This window comes from Providencia sp. PROV141 (assembly GCF_028481645.1).
In the GTDB taxonomy this organism is placed as follows: Bacteria; Pseudomonadota; Gammaproteobacteria; order Enterobacterales; family Enterobacteriaceae; genus Providencia; species Providencia rettgeri.
On the sequence record NZ_JAMPPR010000021.1, the window covers coordinates 1 to 23831 of the forward strand.

18 protein-coding genes are annotated in these 23831 nt (G+C 42.0%); 12 read left to right on the plus strand and 6 right to left on the minus strand.

The window, feature by feature from the left end; all coding sequences use genetic code 11:
• Nucleotides 1-159 precede the first annotated feature (159 nt).
• The 6 genes from PSF09_RS14180 to hpaR form a co-directional block, all read right to left on the minus strand.
• Nucleotides 160-435, minus strand: a complete 276-nt coding sequence (locus PSF09_RS14180; RefSeq protein ID WP_272684050.1) for a hypothetical protein — start codon at nt 433-435, stop codon at nt 160-162.
• The gene (locus tag PSF09_RS14185; RefSeq protein ID WP_272684051.1) at nt 410-988 is read right to left on the minus strand and encodes a cysteine peptidase family C39 domain-containing protein; all 579 of its coding nucleotides are present in this window, start codon (nt 986-988) and stop codon (nt 410-412) included. Before PSF09_RS14185 ends, PSF09_RS14180 begins: the two co-directional genes overlap by 26 nt.
• Nucleotides 989-1355: 367 nt before the next feature.
• Nucleotides 1356-1703, minus strand: a complete 348-nt coding sequence (locus PSF09_RS14190; protein WP_272684052.1) for a hypothetical protein — start codon at nt 1701-1703, stop codon at nt 1356-1358.
• Nucleotides 1700-6952, minus strand: coding sequence for a DUF637 domain-containing protein (locus tag PSF09_RS14195; RefSeq protein ID WP_272684053.1), 5253 nt, complete (start codon nt 6950-6952; stop codon nt 1700-1702). Before PSF09_RS14195 ends, PSF09_RS14190 begins: the two co-directional genes overlap by 4 nt.
• A gap of 24 nt (nt 6953-6976) precedes the next feature.
• Nucleotides 6977-8650 carry a ShlB/FhaC/HecB family hemolysin secretion/activation protein gene (locus PSF09_RS14200; protein ID WP_272684054.1) on the minus strand — a complete coding sequence of 558 codons (1674 nt, stop codon included), beginning with the start codon at nt 8648-8650 and terminating at the stop codon, nt 6977-6979.
• 605 nt (nt 8651-9255) lie between these two features.
• Nucleotides 9256-9711 carry a homoprotocatechuate degradation operon regulator HpaR gene (gene hpaR / locus PSF09_RS14205; protein ID WP_210836930.1) on the minus strand — a complete coding sequence of 152 codons (456 nt, stop codon included), beginning with the start codon at nt 9709-9711 and terminating at the stop codon, nt 9256-9258.
• Between the two features lie 430 nt (nt 9712-10141).
• Between hpaR and PSF09_RS14210 the strand changes: the two genes are divergently transcribed.
• The 12 genes from PSF09_RS14210 to hpaB all read left to right on the plus strand — a co-directional run bounded on the left by PSF09_RS14210 (nt 10142) and on the right by hpaB (nt 23812).
• Nucleotides 10142-10771: a fumarylacetoacetate hydrolase family protein gene (locus PSF09_RS14210; RefSeq protein WP_196718539.1), complete on the plus strand. Its 630-nt coding sequence runs from the start codon at nt 10142-10144 to the stop codon at nt 10769-10771.
• Nucleotides 10771-11550, plus strand: a complete 780-nt coding sequence (locus PSF09_RS14215; protein WP_096864817.1) for a fumarylacetoacetate hydrolase family protein — start codon at nt 10771-10773, stop codon at nt 11548-11550. The genes PSF09_RS14210 and PSF09_RS14215 overlap by 1 nt, the downstream gene beginning before the upstream one ends.
• Nucleotides 11550-13016: a 5-carboxymethyl-2-hydroxymuconate semialdehyde dehydrogenase gene (gene hpaE / locus PSF09_RS14220; RefSeq protein WP_004905295.1), complete on the plus strand. Its 1467-nt coding sequence runs from the start codon at nt 11550-11552 to the stop codon at nt 13014-13016. The genes PSF09_RS14215 and hpaE overlap by 1 nt, the downstream gene beginning before the upstream one ends.
• A gap of 274 nt (nt 13017-13290) precedes the next feature.
• Nucleotides 13291-14172, plus strand: a complete 882-nt coding sequence (gene hpaD, locus PSF09_RS14225) for a 3,4-dihydroxyphenylacetate 2,3-dioxygenase (RefSeq protein WP_210836932.1) — start codon at nt 13291-13293, stop codon at nt 14170-14172.
• Nucleotides 14173-14181: 9 nt separating this feature from the next.
• Nucleotides 14182-14565: a 5-carboxymethyl-2-hydroxymuconate Delta-isomerase gene (locus PSF09_RS14230; RefSeq protein WP_004914298.1), complete on the plus strand. Its 384-nt coding sequence runs from the start codon at nt 14182-14184 to the stop codon at nt 14563-14565.
• A gap of 55 nt (nt 14566-14620) precedes the next feature.
• Nucleotides 14621-15847 carry a Bcr/CflA family multidrug efflux MFS transporter gene (locus PSF09_RS14235; RefSeq protein WP_004914300.1) on the plus strand — a complete coding sequence of 409 codons (1227 nt, stop codon included), beginning with the start codon at nt 14621-14623 and terminating at the stop codon, nt 15845-15847.
• Nucleotides 15844-17307, plus strand: coding sequence for an NAD-dependent succinate-semialdehyde dehydrogenase (locus tag PSF09_RS14240; protein WP_272665535.1), 1464 nt, complete (start codon nt 15844-15846; stop codon nt 17305-17307). The genes PSF09_RS14235 and PSF09_RS14240 overlap by 4 nt, the downstream gene beginning before the upstream one ends.
• 192 nt (nt 17308-17499) lie before the next feature.
• Entirely contained in the window at nt 17500-18303 is an 804-nt protein-coding gene (gene hpaH / locus PSF09_RS14245) for a 2-oxo-hept-4-ene-1,7-dioate hydratase (protein ID WP_004914311.1), read from the plus strand.
• 10 nt (nt 18304-18313) lie between these two features.
• Entirely contained in the window at nt 18314-19120 is an 807-nt protein-coding gene (gene hpaI / locus PSF09_RS14250) for a 4-hydroxy-2-oxoheptanedioate aldolase (RefSeq protein ID WP_272684055.1), read from the plus strand.
• Between the two features lie 159 nt (nt 19121-19279).
• Nucleotides 19280-20647 carry a 4-hydroxyphenylacetate permease gene (gene hpaX, locus PSF09_RS14255; RefSeq protein WP_210836936.1) on the plus strand — a complete coding sequence of 456 codons (1368 nt, stop codon included), beginning with the start codon at nt 19280-19282 and terminating at the stop codon, nt 20645-20647.
• 189 nt (nt 20648-20836) lie between these two features.
• Complete coding sequence (hpaA, locus tag PSF09_RS14260) at nt 20837-21727, plus strand: 4-hydroxyphenylacetate catabolism regulatory protein HpaA (protein ID WP_272665536.1); 891 nt, start codon at nt 20837-20839, stop codon at nt 21725-21727.
• Nucleotides 21728-22249: 522 nt separating this feature from the next.
• Nucleotides 22250-23812, plus strand: coding sequence for a 4-hydroxyphenylacetate 3-monooxygenase, oxygenase component (hpaB, locus tag PSF09_RS14265; protein ID WP_004914324.1), 1563 nt, complete (start codon nt 22250-22252; stop codon nt 23810-23812).
• The last annotated feature ends 19 nt before the right edge of the window (nt 23813-23831 follow it).

A 23831-nucleotide genomic window follows, 5' to 3' on the forward strand; every position in this document is an offset into this window, starting at 1 on the left:
TCCTAAAAAAGAAACATTACCTAAAATGTGCCGATAAGAATTCACAGGCGGCTAAAATTATAACCGCCTGTTTTTTTCATCTTTTTTGTTTAATTCTATTGAACTTAGAGCTACCTACACCCTATCATTGGGGCTTACTGATTGTTATTACCTGATTTTTTATAATAATTTTGCAGGAAGTATTACGTCTTTACCTTTAACGTAATCCCATACCAAGCTAAATAATTTTTTAGATATAGAATTATCATGGGGCATTCGTTGTATTAATAACGTTGATAACTCATCCGATAAACTAACTACTGGTATTCTTCCATCTTTAGGGTAAGCAATAAAAGTTTCACTGGCACCGTTAAGTAGTATGGTTAAATAAACTTTTTGGTTAGCATATTGTATATCAATAAGATATGCACTATTGACTAAAAACGGCATGTCCATTCCAAGGCCCCTCTAAAAATTCTCGTTGTGTCATTTGATAGCTTGTACCTTTCCACGGGTCATGAATAATAACATTCCCAGTAACTTTATCAGTACCTTTTACAACAACCCAATGTCCGACACCCGCGCCTTTCTCCCACATCATTGCAGCCCAGCTTCCTGATTTATTTAATAACTCAAACTGCTCCGAACCAACATATCCTCCATTCCATTTTCCATATTGCTTATTCAGGTCTTTTACTAGTTGCTCTGTAGATTTTAATTGTGTTCCTAAATTAGTTTGATCTACAAATATATTCCGATCTCTGAGTAACATTTCCCCACATGCAGCCCCACAACTAGTCGGCGTCACCTGTTTCACTACAGTTGGGTCAACGATTTCATTCATTACATTCCAGTTACCTCCGGCCCCTCCTTTTAATGGTTTCCGCTGAAGGGCCGAGCCTGTTGTTTTGATCAATCGCCCCATAACGGCTAAAGCTCGTTCTAATGGTAACGATGTTAATAGTGCAATTGTGTAATCTTTAGTATCCTTGGCCTGTGCTAATGCCATCATAGTATCTGAAACAGGAAGATGCTCTAATATTAACTTTACAGGGTCTTCTTTCCCTGTACCGTTAAGATAGGTTAATCGAATTCTATGCTTCTCTTGCTCCGTAAGGCTGCTATCACTCGCTAATACTTTTTCAAGTTCAAAACCACTCGCGAAAAATTTATCTCCAGTGTTTCCAAAAAAGTTATGAAAATAATGATTAAAAAGAAATACGCTTTCTGCGGCATTAGCGCCACTGTATGCACCACTTGCTTCACCTGTATAAATAGCACTGGATATGGGGGGCGTCCATCACGTCACTTCAACTCCATATCACTAGACAACGAACCCCCTTCAATCAGAGATTGTTCGTTGTCTAGAATTAAGACTATGAATTATTTGTTTTTTTAGACAATTCTAAAGCAATCATTAGTTTTAATTTAGGTAGTTTTTGTTTGATTTCTTTTGAGTAATCACTAACTGTTTTTATAGACACATCATAAATTGAATTATTAATTCTAGAAATCTCAAAATCAATAACAACCTCCCCATTAACTAGTAATGTATAGATATCTTCACCTTGTTCTATTGTATGGTTTAAAGCATATACGCTACTTATTTCTTTAAATTTTTCATTCAAAAAAATAAAAATTTCTTTGTTTTCTGTAATTAAAGTTGAGTAGTTTTTCAAATTATCTCTTATCTCTTTCTCTATTCTAGAGTTTATTAATTTCATGGTAACCTTCCAGGATGAGTCGTTATTAGATTTCCTTGGCCATCAGTTAATATAGTCATTGTTTTTGTTGATTTATAACCATTGAATTTATCAGTACCAACATTTTTATCTAATGTAATAACTCGCTCAAAGCGAGGGCCATCTGATGAATTTACGATCCTACTTATTGGAACTTTTGATATATCGTTACTTTGAAGAATTATTTTTAAATCTGATTGGCTAATGGTAAATTGACTTGCATTTTTATCAGAAAAATGTCGATCAAGTACATGATTCCAGCCAGACTTATTGTCACCGATTTTTACATTGATACGAGATTGAACTATAGGGTGCTCTAAACTAGATTTAGGAACCATAGTATTAGAGCCATTATAAACTCTATAACCATTGGATGTCGTACCTATCAGTCCTCTTGATGCTATTTTTATTGAAACTTTCTCTACTAGGTTTACCCCTCCTTTTGCAACATAGGCTCCTCCGCCAAACGTACCAGCAATGTCAAAAATTAACTTGCCTCCTTCAACGCCTGCCTTAAACGCCCCTTCAGTCCCTGCTTTTTGATATTCAGCCTCCATTGTATTTAGACGTGAGATATATGATTGCCTGAGGGCATCACTCATAATATCTAGTGTATCATCACTCATTAAAACCGCTCTTAAAGCTACATAAGTCTCTTTATAGTTAACGGTTAAATTGGCTAATCCTTCAACGGTTTCATATAATCCCGCAGGTAATCCCCCTATCATTCCAGCGCCAAATGCAGCATCTTGGTCAAGATCGATATAGAGCCACTTCATGGCAATGAGTATTTTTTTAAAATCATTGGGTTCAGCGGCGAGTTCTTTATTTTTTAATGCGTCCTGATGGTGAGAGAGATAATTATATCTAAATGTATTATCCGCTGCATCAGCACCACTGTAGACCCCTCCGGCATCCCCCGTAAATATCGCGCCAGCAAATCCACCAAATGCCCGGGCAAACTGCGCTTGAGCTTCGGATTTTTTTTGCCACTCTTCTGCTTTTATGGTGTTATCCCCTAAGGAAATGGCGGCTAATTCAGCGGCTAATGCGCCAACAATCGCGCCTCGCGAATTCGCTTGCTTAATTTCGGCGGATAAACCTGAAAGTGCAGCATGACTAATTGCTTTCCCTGGACGCCCCAGGATCTCACCGTTATCACCGATTAACTTAGCCCCTTCCGCATTCACCTGATTACCAATATTACTGAGTAAGGCACTCTTAAAATTATCAGTAAAACTGCCACCTTGTATCGTGGTATTCACGGTTGAGCTAATCACGGATTGCGCGGCAACGCGCTGAGCAACCTTATTCCAATCCCCATTACTTAATAAAGGTAACTTAGCATTCCCCGGATTCCCTTTTGTCCATCCCATTTTGACATCTAAGCCATTAAGCGCCCCGGAGATCACCATTTGAGCAACAATAGATTTAACTGTTTCGCTTTTACCTAGTGAATTAAGCGCTTTGGATAAGTTTCCTTGGTTTTCAGCCAGTGCGATTGCCGCTTGTGTTGAAAGAGCCGTCATACCAGAATAAGCTGCGCCTGATATCACCGCAGCACTCGTACCACTGCTACCGGATGCCGCCCAAGCCGCAAATTTAGTTGCTGTACCTGACGTCATCGCTGCAACGGTTATCATAATAAGCGCAGCAGCAACCGGGTTTAAGCTTTGGCTTTTATAATCCCAACTGTCATACGCATCTTGAACTAATCCCCATTGCACATCCTTGCGGTCTTTTAGACCCGCTAACCATTTGGTGCCTTCGGTTTGTCCGAGTGAATTTAAGGCATTTTGTAAGCTTTGGTTATTTTTAGCTTTAATATCTGCAGTGATACCTTTAGCTGCATCAACCGTCAGCTTGCCACCAATATGCAATGCAGGTAAAACCCATTTATCTGAGGTATACCCTTTATTGCGCTGTGTAATATAAAACCCGTTAGAATTTGTAATCACCTGTTCAAATTGCGAGTTTTTGACAGCCTTAAAATTCACCTTACCGGTTTGACTGGTGATTTTGGCATTCTTGCCCGTATTAATTTTGGTGGCTTCTAAGGTGACATCATCCTTGGCATATAGGTTAATATCACCACCTGCGGTAAATTCAGTGACTTTATTGGTTTTATCACTGCGTGTTTTTCTCACTTCCTTTTTCGTGATACAAAGCGTCCATCTATTGCATTTCTTTTTATACTCTTCGAAGTAACTGCTTTCCTCCATGGCTTGGGCATAGAGATACCCACCTTTTGCCGCAATATCCATCGCGCCTTTGGCAATGAGACGAGACGCTTGGAAAAGAATGCTCCCCTCAGACAAAATGGTCAGCGTTTTACCACTGTTAATTTCAGTGCCAATTTGGCGATATAACTCTTCATATGTTTTCCCTGACTGTTTTCGATAATTCGTTTTAACCGACTCTAACCGTACATTTCCCCCGCTTGAGAGTGTGATGTCATTTAGGGATTTGATTGTGCTACCTTGTGCGGTTAAGGCGCCATTTGAGGCTAGGGTGACGCCTTTGTCTCCCGAAAGCGTCGAAGTCACATAACGTACATCTTGGTTATCTTCGTTGGGGTTGGGAATGGCAGAGTAAGCGGTAGCGGTTAATTTAATATCACGACCTGAGAGCGCGATAACTTTGTCTTTTGATTGAAGATTGGCAGATTGCAAGTCAATATCGCGAGCTGCATTTAACGTAATATTGCCATTTGCGATGAGTTGAGAGCGTAGCTCTGGGTAGCGATTGGTCTTAAATACATTGTCGACATCTTTAATCGCTTTAGAGCCTAAAAGAATATCTTGGCCTGCATTGAACGTCAGTGATTTTCCACTGTTGAAGGCAATGCCACGCGCTTCAATATTCTTACCTGCAGTGAGGTTTATCTCCCCTGAACTTGCCCAATTTCCTGTTTTTGTGAGTAACGCATTGATATTGGCGATAGGCTCTGAAGCCGCGAGTTTCATTAAATTGGATTCATCGCGACGAATAACAATATTATCATTGGCACTGAAGGTGAGTTTATTGGTTTTGGTTAATTGCGCATTATCAAAAGAGATGTTTTTACCCGCTTGGATATGTAACGAGTTTGCAGCGTTGATAACCGGGGGCGATAAGACATTATCCTTAAACGCAGAGACAGGATTTAAGCTGTATTGAAGATTGCCATTTTTCGCAATTAAGGTACTGTCTTTAGCCGTTAAATTGACTTGTTTGAGATTAAGATCGTTGTTGGCAATTAGGCTTTGTGATTGTTTTGCAACCAGTCGCGCATCATGAATATTGATGTTTTGACCAGCGATAATAGACAGATCATTTTCAGACTGTAAGTTGGTAGAAATATTTATATTATTAGAATTTAAGATAATGTTTTTTGCTGATATTAAATAAGCAGGCGCAGTGCTTTGATTTATTTTTGATATTAGTGATGAAGCAATAGGCAGCTTATTTTCACTGTTAATTGAATGTTTAAAATCAAGGATGAGATTAGTGCCTGAATGTAATCCTTTTTTTGTTTTTAAATTATCAATCTGTTCCAAAACGAGCACATAATCTTGTGCTTTATAATTTGTTTCTAAAACTAATTCTTTGATATTTATAATATTAACTATTCCACTGCCACTATTCGAAGTATCAATGACATAATTTTTATAGGTGTATTTTTTCCAACCAATATTTTGACTATTCTCTAACGTATTACCGGTTAAAATTAAATTATTCTTAGCGGAAATGATACCGTTATCGTTAGTGATTTGATTGCCATTAAGATAAGCATTTCCACCGCTAACTATTTCTCCGATCCGAACTGAATCATCAGAGTAAACACTTTGACCTGTATTGACTAAAACACCCTCTTTATAAAATGCATTTGAAAAATCAGCTACACCGAACCACTTATTAGGAAGAGGGTTAACCAACTTTGCATTCATGACCACATCATAATTCCCGCCTCCTTCTCTAACTCGGTCTATTAATAAGTTCTTACTTGTGGAGGTCGGTTGTATCGTATTTTCCTTGTAGTGCGTATTTAACGCCATGTTGGTCAATTTTTTAGTCCGAACAACTAAATCCCCCGTATTGGTCTTTATCGTTCCTGATTTATTCTCAATCAGGGTACTCAAATCCCCTTTGGCATTTTTTTGCATCCACAGATTATCTTGTGCTTGAATAAGCGCACTATTGCCCGTATTGCTTATTGAATCAGCAAAGACACGCATATCTTTGCCTGCGGTAACTTGACCATTGTTGATAAGAGTATTGGTGGCCAATGTGATGTCTTTGGCGGCATTCACGTTGGCATTGGCGTTAATTTGCAGGTTTTTGGTACTGACATTGATATCTTTTTTCCCTTGAATATTGCCTGCAAGGGTAATTTTGCCATCGACGGTTAATGTCAGGTCATTTTGGTTGGTTTGCACATTGCTGAGGTTAATCCCCACCCCTGATTCTGTACTCACCAATTTCACTTGATTGGCATACATCCCACCCAGCGCTTTAGTATCCACCGATATAGACGGTTTAGCACCCTCTCCACTAATGGGCGTGACCGTACCTTTTTGAAAATCAACACGGTTGGTGCCTTGCATTAAAGTCAGATTCTTGGCTTTGATTTGCCCGTTTAGTTCGGTGGCTCGACTGATAATATCGGCATAGGTTTGCGCTTGCGCATTCATGCCATTGGCCCCGATAACCACACTGCCTTTTTTCACCTCAACCGCAGATAAAGCTCCCTTGTTATCCAGAATGGGTTTCCCTGTGGTCAAAGTAATCGCAGGGGTATTCACAAAGCTACAGCCATTACAGGTAATCCCATTCGGGTTGGCAATGACGACATTCGCGCCTTTACCTGCCACTTCCAACTTACCTTGTAATGCTGAGCGGCTACTGCCCGTGACTTCATTGATAATCAGATTGGCAGCATTTCCTTTTAAATTGGCATTGGCTTTGATTTGCCCTGCAATTTGAGAATTCACATTGGCAGTGGCGTTATTGAGTACCGCACCTTGTTTATCCACATTAAATTGTTGAAATTTATTGTGCGATATTCCCGCCCCATTCGGCGTGGCAATATTAATAATCGGGACGTTATTTTGTTGGCTGATTTGAGTGTTTTTATCGGCCGCCGTCATGGCTGCCCCCCAAGCGGGGTGTAAGGGGTAGACAACGGTTAAGAAAATAAGGGTATAACTTAATAACCGTTTAGGCCGTGAAGGTAATTGTTCATTTAGCATAAATAATCCTTTAAAAACGTAAAGCTACAGAAAGAATGAGACCGACCAATAAGCCGACCAATTGTCTGGTTTAAGTTGTGAGGGATAATGCAAAGGCTTACTGAGTAGAAGCTGCGAATAAAACAGGCTATTACCAATAAAAGAGAGGCCAACGGCTCCGCCTGCTAAAGTGTCAGGTTCAACGTGGTATTTATCTGAGGCAATAAACCCATAATCTAACGCTCCGATAAAACGCAGTTGCCCCATTGCCGTATTGGCGATGTCTTTGTTAATTTCATTACGCCAATACCCGCCTCGGTTACCACTCACAGATTGTTCATGGTAGCCACGGACAGAGTACTGGCCACCGATGCTGATGCGTTCAATGCCGTATAAATTATCGGGCGAATATTGACCGTAAAATGAGGTTAAATAGGTCACACCATTAGAGAAAAAATACTGATAACTGCTGCTTAGACTGAATTTGCGGTAATGACTACGCGGTGAATCTTTCGCGAGGGTATCCGGTGAGGCGCCAAAGGCAGATATCCCCCATTCAGCGGCAGGGTTAAACGTGAAGTAACCTTGTCCAAGCATGGTGCTGTACTGTGGGGTAAACGAGAGCGAGGTTAAGGTTGGGCTGCTAATCGTCAAGGTTTGGGACGCTAATTGTGTCGTCGCATTTTTATGTTTTAAGCTACCTTGCAGTGTAAGTCGTTGCTTCCCATCACGATAAACTAAGCGACTGACATCAAACTGTTGGTTGGTATTTTTGCCTTCATAACGGAATTGCTGACCAGATGCATGAAACGGTTGTAGCGTATTATTACGATAAAACTGGTAACGATAAGACCAGTAACCATAAGGGACATTGATTGCCGCAACAGCGTAACGACTGTGATGGGAGCGACTGAAGTCAGTATCGCTACTGGCACTTAATGACCATTGCTCACCAAACCCTAACGGGGAATCTACCGTTAAACTCCCCGTAAGTAGCTGTTTTCCCGTTGCCTTCATACCCGTGTTATCGAGGTTTAGCTGGCTCGTGATAGGCCATTTTTTCCCTTGTTGATGAATAATAACCCGAGAATAGCCATTTTGGCTTCCTGGTTGGATATCGATAGTGTACTTAGCGGACGATAACCGGTTGAGTTGCTCCAACCCTTGTTCAATATGCCGTAGATTTAATATTTTGCCTTGTTGATGAGGAAATATTTGATGAACTAAACGCTCAGGAGAATTTTCAATCTCGATAGTTTCAATATGCCCTTCAATCACTTGTATTAACAATTGATATGAGGATAAATCTTGCTCTGGAATGATGGCTTGAGAGGTAATAAACCCCTGTTCCATATAGTAATTAGTCACATGCTTGGTGAGCTCTTGTATTTCACTCAGTGTGAGGCAGCGTTTTAAATAAGGTGAGGTTAACTGAGTTTGAGTTTTAGTCGTCAGCTGTGTGGCGCCGGCAAATTGGATCTGATTGATCGGGAAACAGATTTCATCTTGGCGGTGTTTGGAAAAAGAATCATCAACGGTGATTGCATTATGTTTTTCCAATAGATTACGTTGGATTAACTCCGACTCTAACCGTTGTTTTTGTTCAAATTGAATGCTTTCCTGTGCAGAGGGGAGTAATTGATTTTCAGGATAACTATAAGGCGCAATCATCAATAACGATACATATAATAAACGCCATATAATTTGATACTTTGTCATGTTATTTAAATTTTCGTCACGAATAGTAAATTTACCGTAATGTAACTTATTCTCATTAACTGTTTTTAAATAAAAAATATTCACTATGACTAAAATTTAACACTTTCCTGTTTAATACGGTTTTTTGTGTTTTTTCATTCCATTATTTTGGTTAATGCTTCATTAAAGATAATATTTAATATTATTCACTGAAAATCAATCGATTGATTTTATTAGAAAATAATTTTGCTGAAGACTTTGTCACAAGTAGCCCTGCAGGTAATTTCACAATTGCAAAAAAGGATATGACAGTGGGGAATTTAGAACTTATCTAATGAGTATAAGTAAAGTTCGATTGCAGTGAATCTACAGGGAAAGGGAATTATTCAAGTGATAACTATACTCCAAATAATTCGAATTGTAGGAAAGCACCAATTGAAGATAGTCAGATGAGCATACATCAGTATGTGACCCAAATAACCGAAATATGACCAATATTTAAATTTCTAAATAGTTCGAACTCTAGCAAGGCGGCAATTGAGGATAGTTTGGGGAGCATACATCAGTATGTGACCCAAATAGCCGAAAGAAGCCAACACAGCTAGAGCTCGAAATATGACGAAAATTTAGGCGCTCTTTCTCTTATCAGCAGCGATATTACTATAATCTGGGCTCTCTAAAGCGATTAATTCATCCAATAACGCGGTTAATTGCTGCATTTTCTCTGGTGAAAATGCTAGCTCTATTTTTTGATAACCTTCTTCCACTTCCTGCCGTGCTTTGTCATACAGCTCTTGCCCTACAGGTGTCAAAGAGACATATAATTTACGTTGGTCATTCAACGGTTTTAAGCGGAAAATTAAACCTTCGCGCTCCATACGGGTTAGGATCCCCGTTAAACTTGGGCGCAGAATACAGGTTTGAACTGATAATTCATGAAAATCAATTGAACGCTTATCAGCTAAAACTCGAATGATACGCCATTGCTGTTCAGTCAAATTATACGACTTTAATATCGGCCGGAAAAAACCCATTGCGGTTTCTCTTGCCTGCAATAATGCAATTGTCAATGATTCATGCATAAGATTAAAACTCACCACTTAATTAACGTTACTTAACCCAATTTTGGCATTTTATGGCAGTTGCCATTTCGCTTTGTTGGCCCTGTACTTTGATGAAATCACATACCATAACTATGAGCTTTCACATCACCAGTTTGCCTTATTTAAGAGTAGCACGGTCAAATAACAATCTCAAAGAAAAACCCTAAAATATTAATGAGTAAATAATTTAAAAACTCACTTTTAAGTTAATTTTTTGTAAATCAAAAAAAATTGAAAAAATAATAATTTCTTTTATAACATAGCCTTACAAAAAGACAACTTAATTGTGTTAATGAGATCACAATTAAAATTAACATTTCTATAAACCTATTGCTAATTTCAAAATTATACTTTATTAATATATTAATAATTACTCGAAAGTTGAATTCTTTTCATTAAGGAGTTGTCAATGAAAGGCACTGTATTTGCCGTTGCCCTCAATCATCAAAGCCAGCTTAGCCACTGGCTTGAGGCATTCCAGCAAGCCCCTTATAAAACCCCACCAAAAACCCCAGTGTGGTTTATTAAGCCGCGTAATACGCGTATCAATTCAGGCGAAAAAATTTTGCATCCCGCTGGTGAAGAAGTGCAAAGTGGCGCTACGCTTGCTTTGGTGATCGGTAAAAATGCACGTAAAGTCAGTAAGACAGATGCACATCAGTTTATTGCTGGATTTGCGCTGGCAAATGAAGTGAGCTTGCCAGAAGACACCTTCTATCGCCCTGCCATCAAAGCAAAATGCCGTGATACTTTCTGCCCAATTGGTGAAATGGTTGCAACTTCGCTAAATACTCCTGTTGATATCATCACCCTAGTAAATGGTAAAGAAGTGGATCGCTGGTCAACAAAAGATCTGATCCGTGATGCGAGTGAGTTAGTTGCTGCATTAAGTGACTTCGCCACCTTAAAGCAAGGGGACGTGATCCTGCTCGGCACACCACAACAACGTGTCACCATCAAACCCGGAGACGAAGTGGTTATCCAAGCGGAAGGCTTTCCTAGCCTGAAAAATACCGTTGTGGCAGCAGGAGGAAAATAATGTCTACGATTACAAAACGCGCCAAAATCCTTTTTAAAGGCACTGAATATTCCGTCACCGTCGGTGATAACGAAGCCATCACGTTACCTAATGGGGACGTGATCGCGGGTGATTCTCCTGATGTTGAATGGTTACCTCCTGCGCAAGGAACCTTGTTTGCCCTAGGCCTGAACTATGCCGACCACGCTGCCGAATTAGAATTTAAGCCACCTGAAGAGCCTTTAATTTTCTTAAAAGCGGAAAGCAGTTTAACGGGTCATCGCCAAGTTTCTGTTCGTCCTGATAATGTGGAATATATGCATTATGAGTCTGAATTAGTGGTGGTGATTGGCAAAACAGCTCACAAGGTCTCAAGAGAAGATGCCATGGACTATGTCGCAGGTTACACCGTGTGTAATGACTATGCGATCCGTGACTATTTAGAGAACTATTATCGCCCAAATTTACGTGTTAAGAGTCGTGATACTTTAACGCCGATTGGCCCTTGGATTGTCGATAAAGATGCCATTAAAGATCCGCATAATTTGGCTTTGTACACCTATGTAAATGGTGAATTGCGCCAAAAAGGCACCACGGCCGATCTGATTTTCGATATTCCCTTTTTAATTGCTTACCTCAGTGACTTTATGACACTGCAACCGGGAGACATGATTGCTACAGGGACGCCAAAAGGGCTGTCTGACGTAGTACCGGGCGACGAAGTCATTGTTGAAGTTGAAGGCGTTGGCCGACTGGTCAACACCATTATCAGCGAAAAAGACTATGAGGAACGTGTGTAATGACTAAGATTAATCATTGGATCAACGGTAAAAACGTTGCTAGCAAAGACTATTTCGAAACCACCAACCCTGCAACAGGCGAAGTATTAGCAGAAGTTGCCGCGGGTGGACAAGATGAAATCAACCAAGCCGTTGCCGCAGCGAAAGACGCTTTTCCAAAGTGGGCCAATACCCCAATGAAAGAGCGCGCTCGCTTAATGCGTCGCCTTGGTGAATTGATCGACGAAAACGTCCCGCAAATCGCGGAAATGGAAACCAAAGATACTGGTTTACCTATTCACCAAACTAAAAACGTGTTGATCCCACGTGCTTCACATAACTTTGAATTCTTCGCCGAGATTTGCCAGCAAATGAACGGCCGTACATACCCTGTTGATGACAAGATGATGAACTACACCTTGGTTCAACCTGTGGGTGTCTGTGCGCTGATTTCACCATGGAACGTGCCATTTATGACCGCCACATGGAAAACCGCCCCTTGTTTAGCACTGGGTAATACTGCGGTTCTGAAAATGTCTGAATTATCTCCATTATCAGCGAACCGCCTTGGTGAACTGGCGCTGGAAGCGGGTATTCCTGCGGGTGTTTTGAACGTGGTTCAAGGCTACGGTAGCACTGCGGGAGATGCTTTAGTCAAACATCATGATGTCCGTGCGGTTTCCTTTACTGGGGGCACAGCCACTGGCCGCACCATTATGCAAAATGCAGGCTTGAAAAAGTATTCCATGGAATTAGGTGGTAAATCACCTGTGTTGGTGTTTGAAGATGCCGATATTGAGCGTGCACTAGACGCTGCTCTGTTTACTATTTTCTCCATTAATGGTGAACGCTGTACAGCTGGCTCACGTATTTTCATTCAAGAGAGCATCTACCCTGAGTTTGTTAAACGCTTTGCTGAGCGGGCTAATCGCCTGATCGTCGGTGACCCGAACGATCCCAAAACCCAAGTGGGTGCATTGATCAGCCAGCAGCACTGGAACAAAGTTTCGGGTTATATTCGCTTAGGTATGGAAGAAGGCGCAACCTTGTTAGCGGGTGGCCCAGACAAACCGACTGATCTACCTGATCACCTCAAAGGTGGTAATTTCTTACGTCCTACCGTACTGGCTGATGTCGATAACCGCATGCGTGTCGCCCAAGAAGAGATCTTTGGGCCTGTTGCTTGTTTAATTCCGTTTAAATCTGAAGAAGACGGTTTACGCATGGCAAATGATATTGAGTACGGTCTTGCTTCGTATATTTGGACACAAGATGTCAGCAAGATTTTACGTTTATCACGCAGTATCGAAGCAGGCATGGTGTTTGTTAATACACAAAACGTACGTGACCTGCGCCAGCCTTTCGGTGGTGTAAAAGCTTCGGGTGTAGGCCGTGAAGGTGGCGAGTACAGCTTCGAAGTCTTCGCAGAAATGAAGAACGTCTGTATCTCCTACGGAGACCACAACATCCCTCGTTGGGGTGTGTAAGCTTTACAACACTCTGTGCTGGAAACCTTATATTCCAGCACTTTCCGCTGAATTATATTGATACTCAGCATCGTTAAAACTGATAAACCAAGTCACTTCAAGTCGTTAGAAGAGCTACAACTTAGGTAAACTCGCTGTCTTACCCTAAATAATTCGAGTTGTAGCTAGGCGACAAACAAGCTAATCCCTAGGAGCATACATGAGTATGTGACTAGGGTTAGCGCGAGCAGTCAACAACGCTACAGCTTGAAGAATGACGGGTAAGGATATAAATATGGGTAAGTTGGCACTCGCTGCAAAAATAACACACGTCCCATCCATGTACCTATCAGAACTACCAGGTAAAAACTTTGGATGTCGCCAAGCCGCTATCGATGGGCACAAAGAAATCAGTCGCCGCTGCCGTGAATTGGGCGTTGATACTATTATTGTTTTTGATACACACTGGTTAGTTAACAGCGCCTATCACATTAACTGTGCTGACCACTTCAAAGGTATTTATACCAGTAATGAGCTTCCACATTTTATTCGTGATATGGAATATGAATATGATGGGAACTCCGTATTGGGCCAAATGATCGGTGAGGAAGCACGTAAATTAGGTGTTCGTGCCCAAGCCCATGAAATTCCAAGCTTAACCCTCGAATACGCCACATTAGTCCCTATGCGCTATATGAATAGCGATCGTCACTTTAAAGTCATCTCAATTTCAGCCTTCTGTACTTCACACAGTTTTGAAGACAGCCGTAAATTAGGCGAAGCCGTACTGACTGCGATTGAAAAATACGATGGCACTGTGGCGGTACTAGCAAGTGGTTCGTTATCTCACCGCTTTATTGATGACCAACGTGCTGAAGATGGCATGAACAGCTACACACGTGAATTTGATGAGCAAATGGACAAACGCGTCGTCAAACTTTGGCGCGAAGGACGTTTTGAAGAATTCTGCAAAATGTTACCTGAGTATGCCGACTACTGTTATGGCGAAGGCCATATGCACGACACCGTAATGCTGCTAGGTATGTTAGGTTGGGATAAATACGACGAAAAAGTGGAAATTTTAACTGACTTGTTCGCAAGCTCTGGAACAGGGCAATTAAACGCCGTATTCCCACTGCCGAGTTATATTACTGACAAACAAGCTACCACTGCGTAAGGAGTTGTTATGCCTCATTTTTATGCAGAATGTACAGAAAACATTCGTGATGACGCTCAGCTACCTGAGCTCTTCGCCAAAGTGAATGAAGCCCTCGCGGGAACCGGTATCTTCCCATTAGGTGGCATTCGTAGCCGTGCTATTTGGCTGGATACTTGGCAAATGGCCGATGGCAAGCACGATTATGCTTTTGTCCATATGACGTTGAAGATAGGTGCTGGGCGTTCTCTTGAAGATAGGCAAAAAACGGGAGAAATGATTTTTGAGCTGATCAAAAAACATTTTGCCGATTTGATGGCAAAACGCTACCTCGCATTGTCTTTTACCATGGAAGAGCTTGATCCTGTTTTAAATTATAAGCAGAACAATGTTCATGCCTTATTTAAGGGTTAACAGTTTAAAGGTTAATGGTTTAAATCTTTATTTATCGTTTTATTGAGAGGGCAAGATGGTTAAAAATTTCGATAAACACATACCGCACTATTTGATCCCATTACTGGGGTCATTAGTGGCATTCGGTCCATTGTCTATCGATATGTACCTTCCTGCCCTCCCTCAAATGGGTATTGCGTTACACGCTACTCAAGGGCAAATGCAGTACACTCTTGGCGCCTTTTTTGCCGGGTTCTGCATTGGAATGCTGTTTTATGGCCCATTAAGTGACCTTCTTGGTCGGCGGAAAATGTTGTTAAGTGGCCTTGCCATTTTTACTGTCGCCAGTTTGTTGTGCGCCCAAGCCACCAATGCAAATACTTTAATTGTATTCCGAGCGCTGCAAGCTTTTGGCAGTGGAGCGGCCATTGTCATGGCAAGGGCTATCGCTAGAGATGTTTACCCTGCTCATGAGTTACCTAAAGTACTGTCATTAATGACACTTGTGACCATGATAGCGCCATTACTGGCACCACTATTAGGTGGTTTTTTACTCGTTCATTTTCAGTGGCAAGTAATTTTCTATTTGCTGGCAGTGATTGGCTTGGCTTCGGTGTGTGCAATTTTTTTCTTGCTCCCTGAAACGTTAACCCACCAGCGCGGTTCTGAAAATATACTTTGTGTCGCTTTCAAGAATTATGCACAGGTGCTCACAGACCGAGAAGCACTGAGTATTATTGGCACCATGGCCTTCTCCTTTGCCGGTATGTTTGCCTTTATCAGTGGTTCACCGTTTGTGTACATCAATTATTTCGGTGTTTCTGAACAACATTATGGTTTGCTGTTCGGCTGTAACATCTTGGGGATGATTGTCATGCTGTTGTTGAACGTTAAACTACTAAAAACCTATAGTTTAACGCGCATACTGACTATGCAAAGTGGGTTTCAATTAGCGTTTGGTCTGCTGTTACTCATATTTTACCAACAAAGTTTGCCCATAATTGTTATTCTAGTCGTACTGTTCTTATCGATGGTCAATGCTATCGGCACCAACAGTTTGTCACTATTACTGCAACATCGCGGGAAAATTGCAGGAAGTGCCAGTGCACTTGCCATTTCTATTCAGTTTGCCTTAGCGGCTGTCGCCAGCGTTGCAGTTTCTGTATTACAAGATGAATCCCCATTCGCTATGGCACTTGTTATGGCGCTTTGTGCCGGGTTAAGTTTTGCTAGCCAACAGCTATCAGCTAAAAATATCCGCCCACAAGTCCAATCAGTGTCTTCGGAGAACAACGAAAAATGAGCATAAATACCAATTCTACATTATTTCGCCAACAAGCTTATATCAACGGCCAATGGGTTGATGCCCAAAATAAAAGTGTGTTTGAGGTCACTAATCCAGCCAATAACCAAGTTATCGCTAACGTCAGCAATGTCGGTGCTTTAGAAACTCAACAAGCTATCGAAGCCGCAGAAAAAGCCCTGCCGGCATGGCGTGCTAAAACCGCCAAAGAGCGCAGCCAAATTTTAAACAAATGGTTCCGTTTAATGATGGATAACCAAAAGGAATTGGCCGAATTACTCAGTGCTGAGCAAGGTAAGTCGATCACTGAATCGATGGGAGAAATTGCCTACGGCGCCAGCTTTATTGAGTGGTTTGCTGAAGAAGGTAAACGAGTGTATGGGGAAACCATTCCATCACCTCTGCCGGGGCGTCGTCTGGTGACGATAAAACAGCCCGTGGGTGTGGTTGCGGCTATCACGCCATGGAACTTCCCAAATGCCATGATCACCCGCAAAGTCGGCCCTGCACTCGCTGCAGGCTGTACGATGGTATTAAAACCCGCGGCAGAAACGCCATTATCAGCATTAGCATTGGCAGCGTTAGGGGAAGAAGCCGGCATTCCTGCTGGTGTGTTTAACATTGTCCCAGGTACTGATGCTAAAGCTATTGGTGGCGTTATGACTTCCAGCCCAATTGTTCGCAAACTCACATTCACGGGTTCAACGCGAGTCGGTAAGCTGCTGATGGAACAGTGTGCGAACACAGTGAAGAAAATGTCTCTGGAACTCGGTGGTAACGCGCCATTTATCGTGTTTGATGATGCCGATTTAGATGCAGCAGTACAAGGTGCATTAGCGGCTAAATTCCGTAATAGCGGGCAAACTTGTGTGTGTGCTAACCGTATTTTAGTCCAAGAAGGGGTTTACGATGAATTTGCAGCTCGTTTGGCAAAAGCGGTGAATGAACTGAAAATCGGACCAGCCACACAAGTCGACTCCCAACAAGGCCCTCTGATTAACCAAGCCGCGGTCGATAAAGTCACTGAACATATTGCAGATGCCGTTTCACAAGGTGCAAAAGTGATTGCAGGGGGTAAACCAGCTCAATTAGGCGGTTTATTCTTTGAACCCACCGTGATCACGGGTGTGACTGAGTCCATGAAGGTCGCAAAAGAAGAAACGTTCGGTCCATTGGCGCCATTATTTAAATTCCGTGATGAGCAAGAAGCAATTGCTCTGGCAAATGATACTGAATTTGGCTTGGCATCTTATTTCTATTCAAAAGATATCGGGCGTATCTACCGTGTTGCAGAGGCATTAGAAAGCGGCATGGTGGGTATCAATGAAGGCATTATTTCAAACGAAGTAGCCCCATTTGGTGGTATTAAGCAGTCTGGTCTGGGGCGTGAAGGTTCACGCTACGGAATTGAAGATTATTTGGAAGTGAAATACCTCTGCTTTGGTGGTCTTTCCAATTAGAAAGACACATTAGCTGGCGGTCTTCGCTTTTAAAATCTTAGCTCTAAATAATTCGAGTTAGAACAAGGCAGTAAATGAGACTAATCCCTTAGGAGCATACCCGTGTGACTAGGGGATAGGCGTAAGCCTATCGTGAAGCTAACGCAGTTATAGCTCGAAGTATGACGAGCTGAGGTGCAAAAGGAAAATAAGATGTTACAAAAAGATGTCATATCGCAAATCGCACAGCGCCTAAATCAGGCTGAAAAATCACGTGAGCAAATCCGTCAGATCTCACTCGATCACCCAGAAATGACGATCGACGATGCTTATGCTATTCAAAAAGAGTGGGTTGGTGTGAAAATTGCTGAAGGACGTGTGTTAAAAGGCCATAAAATTGGGCTGACGTCTAAAGCAATGCAAGCCAGTTCACAGATTGATGAACCTGATTACGGTGCGCTTCTTGACGATATGTTTTTTGATGACGGCTGTGATATTCCAACAGACCGCTTTATCGTGCCACGTATTGAAGTTGAATTAGCCTTCGTACTCGCGAAGCCATTACGTGGGCCAAACTGCACCATCTTTGATGTGTATAACGCAACTGATTATGTGATCCCAGCACTTGAGCTAATTGATGCGCGTTGCCACAACGTTGACCCTGAAACCAATCGCCCACGCAAAGTGTTCGATACCATTTCAGATAACGCCGCAAATGGCGCAGTGATTTTAGGTGGCAGACCAATCAAGCCACGCGATTTGGATATGCGCTGGATTAGCGCCCTGCTCTATCGTAATGGCGTCATTGAAGAATCTGGCGTTGCAGCTGCTGTACTCAACCACCCAGCGAATGGTGTGGCATGGCTAGCGAACAAATTAGCACCGCATAATGTGCAACTTGAGCCGGGCCAAATTATTTTAGGTGGCTCATTTACACGCCCTGTCCCTGCTCGTAAAGGTGATGTGTTTCACGTTGATTACGGCAATATGGGTTCAATTAGCTGCCGCTTCGTGTAAGGAAAATGGCATGGATATTTTAGAAAATAAATTTAAAAAAGCACTAAAAAGTGGCCAACCGCAAATCGGATTATGGCTTGGTTTATACAGCCCATATAGTGCTGAATTACTTGCCGGTGCAGGCTTCGACTGGTTATTAATTGATGGTGAACATGCACCGAATAATGTGCAAACGACCTTATCTCAATTACAAGCTATTGCCCCTTACCCGTCACAACCCGTCGTTCGTCCGCCATGGAATGATCCAGTGATCATTAAGCAATTGCTAGATATTGGCGCACAAACGTTGTTGTTGCCAATGGTGCAAAATGCAGAACAAGCCAAGCAAGCGGTACGTGCAACGCGTTATCCACCCGCAGGGATCCGTGGTGTCGGTAGTGCTTTAGCTCGCGCTTCTCGCTGGAACCGAGTACCTAATTATTTAACTCGTGCCAATGATGAAATGTGCGTAATAGTACAGGTTGAAACCCGTGAAGCCATGAATAATCTTCCTGAGATCTTAAAAGTTGAAGGTGTCGATGGCGTGTTTATCGGCCCTGCGGATCTTAGTGCGGATATGGGCTTTTCAGGGAACCCTAACCACCCAGAAGTCAAAGCTGCGATAGAAAAAGCGATTGTCCAAATTCGTGAGGCTGGCTTGGCACCCGGTATTTTAATGGCAGCCCCAGATGTTGCTGAACATTATCTTAAACTCGGCGCACTATTTGTTGCCGTCGGGGTCGATACCACGCTACTGGCACGTACCGCAGAAGCGCTAGCAGCAAAGTTTGGTAAAACGGTTTCAGAGGTGACCTCGAGTGCACCCAGTGTTTATTAATAAAGCTATCTCTAAATAAGTTAATTTTAACCCTACAGACAAATAACTTATTTAGATAAAAAATCAATATCGCAATATAGGGCAGACCACACCATGACTGCCTACTAGTCCCTTGTACCTATAATAATCTGCAAAAGAAAGAATTGAGGGCCCTACAATATGAGTAATCAACAACTTGCAAGCACTAACCCTGCTGAACAACATAAAAATTTAACCGAACCGCAGCAGCGGGTGATTAATAAACTATTTAAACGTCTCATTGTATTTTTATTTGTGCTATTTGTTTTTTCTTTCTTAGACCGTATTAATATCGGCTTTGCGGGTCTAACTATGGGGAAAGATATCGGCCTAACTTCCACCATGTTCGGCTTAGCGGCCACCCTGTTCTATGCCACTTATGTGATTTTTGGTATTCCAAGTAACATCATGTTAGGAATCGTTGGTGCTCGCCGCTGGATAGCCACCATCATGGTACTTTGGGGTATCGCTTCTACAGCCACCATGTTTGCCACAGGGCCAACCAGTTTATACGTCCTACGGATGTTAGTGGGTATCGCTGAAGCAGGCTTCTTACCGGGAATTTTAGTTTATTTAACTTACTGGTTCCCTGCCTATTTCCGTGCTCGTGCTAATGCCTTATTTATGATTGCAATGCCAGTCACCATGGCATTCGGTTCATTAGCCTCTGGCTATATTTTAGGCATGGATGGCATTTTAAACCTAAAAGGCTGGCAATGGCTGTTCCTATTAGAAGGTTTCCCATCCGTGATCCTTGGTGTGCTGGTTTGGTTCTATTTGGATGACTCGCCAAAGAAAGCCAAATGGCTGACCCAAGAAGATAAAGACACATTGCAAGAAATGATGGACCAGGACCAATTAGAGCTTGTACAGCCACACGGTTCAAAAAGCCATACAGCTATGCAAAACAAAAGCTTATGGAAAGAAATCTTCACTCCAGTGATCTTGATGTACACCGTTGCTTATTTCTGTTTAACCAATACGTTAAGTGCTATTAATATCTGGACGCCACAGATTATGCAAAGCTTCAACCAAGGCAGTAGTAATGCCATGATTGGGCTGTTAACTGCCATCCCACAATTTTGTACTATTCTTGGGATGATCTACTGGAGCCGTCGCTCTGACCGGTTACAAGAACGGAAAATGCACACCGCCTTACCGTACTTATTTGCAGCAGCGGGATGGGTCCTCGCGGCGATGACAAGCCATCCCGTCATCCAATTGCTTGGTATTATTATGGCATCAACGGGGTCATTTACTGCGATGGCTGTGTTCTGGACAACGCCAGACCAATCAATCAGTTTACGTGCTCGTGCCATCGGTATTGCTGTTATCAACGCAACAGGTAATATAGGTTCTGCCGTCAGTCCACTGTTAATTGGATGGTTAAAAGACCAAACGGGTAGCTTTAATTCCGGCCTGTATTTTGTGGCAGGTTTGCTGGTGGTCGGCGCGCTGTTAGTCATTGCTATCCCAATGAAAAACTCAAGACCAAGAGCAACACCTTAATATTTTGATGTTTTGAATGTTTTAAATGTTTTAAATGTTTTAATAACTTACGCTGCAAATAATTATTAAAGGGTGTTACCCAAAATAATTTGGTTTGCAGCTAGGCGGCAAGCAAGTTAATCCCTAGGAGCATACTGAAGTATGTGACTAGGGTTGGCTTGTGAGGCCAACAACGCTGCGAGCCGAAGAATGAAGGGTAACTCAACTTTAATTACCAATATCGACATCAGTACAGACTACGACGAAACCCAAGGCACCGACGACGTCCACTACCAAACCTTTGGCAACATGGCCGCCTTCTTTGGTCGCGACATGCAAGCTCATCGCCATGATGGTTTCTTTCAGTTGCACTATTTGGTTACTGGCCATATTACTTTGCAGCTCGATGAGTCACGCTATTCTGTTCAAGCCCCGCTATTTATTCTTACGCCCCCTTCGGTTGCACATGCATTTTTCACTCAAGAAGACACTGACGGCCACGTACTCACCGTACGGCAAGACCTGATCACCCCGCTTCTTGACTCACTGTACCCTGCCAATCCAGATTTGGTCGATATTCCTGCTATTTGTTTATCTGTTGCCGATAAGCCTGATGATATCGATACCTTTAACCATTACTGGGCGTTAATGGCTCGTGAATCGGCTTATAACCATACAGGAAAAGACCAAGTTCTTGCCTCTTTAGCCCAAGCGCTATTTACTTTTCTACTGCGCTCTATTCCACTTGATGAGCACCCAACAACAGGGGTTAGAGGCGAACACCGCCTATTCCAGCGGTTTAATCAGCTTATTGACTTACACTATCATGAACACCTCGCAGTGCCTGAATATGCCAAAAAACTTGATGTCACAGAGTCACGCCTTAAAGATATGTGCCGGCGGTTCGCTAACCGGCCACCGAAAAGGTTAATTTTTGACAGAATATTGCGAGAAGCGAAGCGGATGTTACTGTTTTCCGATAGCCCTGTTTCAGAGATTGCCTACCAGCTCGGTTTCAAAGACCCCGCCTATTTTGCTCGGTTTTTTAACCGATTAGTCGGATGCTCTCCTAGCCTATGGCGAGAACAAAACCTTCATTAATAAGGAGCCTTAGTGATTTCATTCTTATTTCTGAGAAAAAATCATCAATAGCTCCTTAGCTGTATAGCAAATCCTCTTCTAGTCTATCTTGATAAACTGTTAAGCTCTTAAATTACGTTACACTTTAAAAACATTTTTGATATTTTATAAATTTCGTTTTAACTTTGTAAAAATACCAACAATGCTTAACCAAAAGTGAACGCAAAGATTAAAAAAAGAACAATTTAAAACAAAAATAAATTTAATGTTAATATAGAAATGGTTTTATTATTAAATAATAATCAATATCTTATATATAATTTTAAGTATTATATTAATATCAAAACATCGAAGTGATCACATTTCTTTCACAAAGAATAACTTTCAACGAAAAGTACCAGCGAACCTTTAGAAAATCTCTTTAAAACTCCCTCGTAAAGCGATTCAATTAAGAAACACAAAATAAACATAAAATTAACATATTCGCTTGCAACCTTTATACCCTATCAATGCAAGCCCTCATTGTGAGATAACGAGGTAGACATGAAACCAGAAGATTTTCGTTCAGATGCTAAACGACCTTTTAATAGCCAAGAATACTTAAAAAGCCTACAAGATGGCCGTGAAATCTATATTTATGGCGAGCGTGTGAAAGATGTCACTACTCATCCAGCTTTTCGTAACTCCGCAGCTTCAATAGGACAGTTATATGATGCGCTTCATGATAAAACAACTCATGACCAACTTTGCTGGAACACCGACACAGGTAACGGTGGATACACTCACAAATTCTTCCGTTTCGCAACCAGCCCAGAAGAATTACGCCAACAGCGTGATGCCATCGCAGATTGGTCACGCCAGAGCTACGGATGGATGGGACGCACTCCAGACTATAAGGCGGCATTCGCCAGCTGTTTAGGTGCGAACCCTGAATATTATGGCCAATTTGCAGATAACGCGCGCAATTGGTACAAACGCATTCAAGAAAGCGGTCTGTACTTTAACCATGCGATCGTTAACCCACCGATTGATCGTCATAAGCCCGCTGATGAAGTGAAAGATGTTTATATCAAACTCGAAAAAGAAACAGATGCAGGGATTATCGTCAGTGGTGCTAAAGTCGTTGCGACCAACTCCGCATTAACACACTATAACTTTATTGGTTTTGGCTCTGCACAAGTAATGGGAAATAACCCTGATTTTGCCCTGATGTTTGTTGCCCCAATGGACGCAGACGGTGTGAAATTAATCTCACGTGCATCTTATGAATTAGTGGCTGGCGCAACAGGCGCACCATTTGATTACCCGCTTTCAAGCCGTTTCGATGAAAATGATGCCATCTTGGTGATGGATCACGTGTTAATTCCATGGGAAAACGTCCTGATCTACCGTGACTTTGACCGTGCACGTAATTGGGCTGTTCAAGGTGGATTCGCACGTTTATTCCCATTACAAGCTTGTGTCCGCTTAGCGGTTAAATTAGACTTCATTACCGGATTGTTACAAAAAAGTTTAGAATGTACAGGTGTTATTGATTTCCGTGGTGTACAAGCAGATTTAGGTGAAGTGGTTGCGTGGCGTAACCTGTTCTGGTCCTTGACTGACGCAATGACTTCTGAAGCCAAAGCCTGGGAAGGCGGTGCATTCTTACCGGATACCCAAGCTATCCAAACTTATCGAGTTATGGCACCAATGGCTTACACCAAAATCAAGAATATCATTGAAAGTAACGTAACAAGTGGTTTGATTTATCTGCCATCAAGCGTTCGTGATATGAATAATCCAGAAATTGATAAGTATTTAGCGAAATATGTTCGCGGTTCGAACGGAATGGATCACGTTGAACGCATCAAGATCCTTAAATTAATGTGGGATGCGATTGGTAGTGAGTTTGGTGGGCGCCATGAACTGTATGAAATTAACTATGCAGGAAGCCAAGACGAAATTCGTCTGCAATGTCTGCGTCATGCACAAGGTTCTGGCAATATGAAAGCCATGACGGATATGGTTGATCGCTGCTTATCAGATTACGATCAACATGGATGGAAACGTCCACACCTGCATAACAACAATGATATTAATCAGTTAGATTCGCTGCTGAAATAATCGGCAGCAGGAGGTCAAA

Excerpts from the sequence above, each read along its gene's own strand:
- PSF09_RS14180 (WP_272684050.1), bottom strand. The coding sequence starts at position 435 with ATGGACATGCCGTTTTTAGTCAATAGTGCATATCTTATTGATATACAA.
- PSF09_RS14185 (WP_272684051.1), bottom strand. The coding sequence starts at position 988 with ATGGCATTAGCACAGGCCAAGGATACTAAAGATTACACAATTGCACTA.
- PSF09_RS14190 (WP_272684052.1), bottom strand. The coding sequence starts at position 1,703 with ATGAAATTAATAAACTCTAGAATAGAGAAAGAGATAAGAGATAATTTG.
- PSF09_RS14195 (WP_272684053.1), bottom strand. The coding sequence starts at position 6,952 with ATGCTAAATGAACAATTACCTTCACGGCCTAAACGGTTATTAAGTTAT.
- PSF09_RS14200 (WP_272684054.1), bottom strand. The coding sequence starts at position 8,650 with ATGACAAAGTATCAAATTATATGGCGTTTATTATATGTATCGTTATTG.
- hpaR (WP_210836930.1), bottom strand. The coding sequence starts at position 9,711 with ATGCATGAATCATTGACAATTGCATTATTGCAGGCAAGAGAAACCGCA.
- PSF09_RS14210 (WP_196718539.1), top strand. The coding sequence starts at position 10,142 with ATGAAAGGCACTGTATTTGCCGTTGCCCTCAATCATCAAAGCCAGCTT.
- PSF09_RS14215 (WP_096864817.1), top strand. The coding sequence starts at position 10,771 with ATGTCTACGATTACAAAACGCGCCAAAATCCTTTTTAAAGGCACTGAA.
- hpaE (WP_004905295.1), top strand. The coding sequence starts at position 11,550 with ATGACTAAGATTAATCATTGGATCAACGGTAAAAACGTTGCTAGCAAA.
- hpaD (WP_210836932.1), top strand. The coding sequence starts at position 13,291 with ATGGGTAAGTTGGCACTCGCTGCAAAAATAACACACGTCCCATCCATG.
- PSF09_RS14230 (WP_004914298.1), top strand. The coding sequence starts at position 14,182 with ATGCCTCATTTTTATGCAGAATGTACAGAAAACATTCGTGATGACGCT.
- PSF09_RS14235 (WP_004914300.1), top strand. The coding sequence starts at position 14,621 with ATGGTTAAAAATTTCGATAAACACATACCGCACTATTTGATCCCATTA.
- PSF09_RS14240 (WP_272665535.1), top strand. The coding sequence starts at position 15,844 with ATGAGCATAAATACCAATTCTACATTATTTCGCCAACAAGCTTATATC.
- hpaH (WP_004914311.1), top strand. The coding sequence starts at position 17,500 with ATGTTACAAAAAGATGTCATATCGCAAATCGCACAGCGCCTAAATCAG.
- hpaI (WP_272684055.1), top strand. The coding sequence starts at position 18,314 with ATGGATATTTTAGAAAATAAATTTAAAAAAGCACTAAAAAGTGGCCAA.
- hpaX (WP_210836936.1), top strand. The coding sequence starts at position 19,280 with ATGAGTAATCAACAACTTGCAAGCACTAACCCTGCTGAACAACATAAA.
- hpaA (WP_272665536.1), top strand. The coding sequence starts at position 20,837 with ATGAAGGGTAACTCAACTTTAATTACCAATATCGACATCAGTACAGAC.
- hpaB (WP_004914324.1), top strand. The coding sequence starts at position 22,250 with ATGAAACCAGAAGATTTTCGTTCAGATGCTAAACGACCTTTTAATAGC.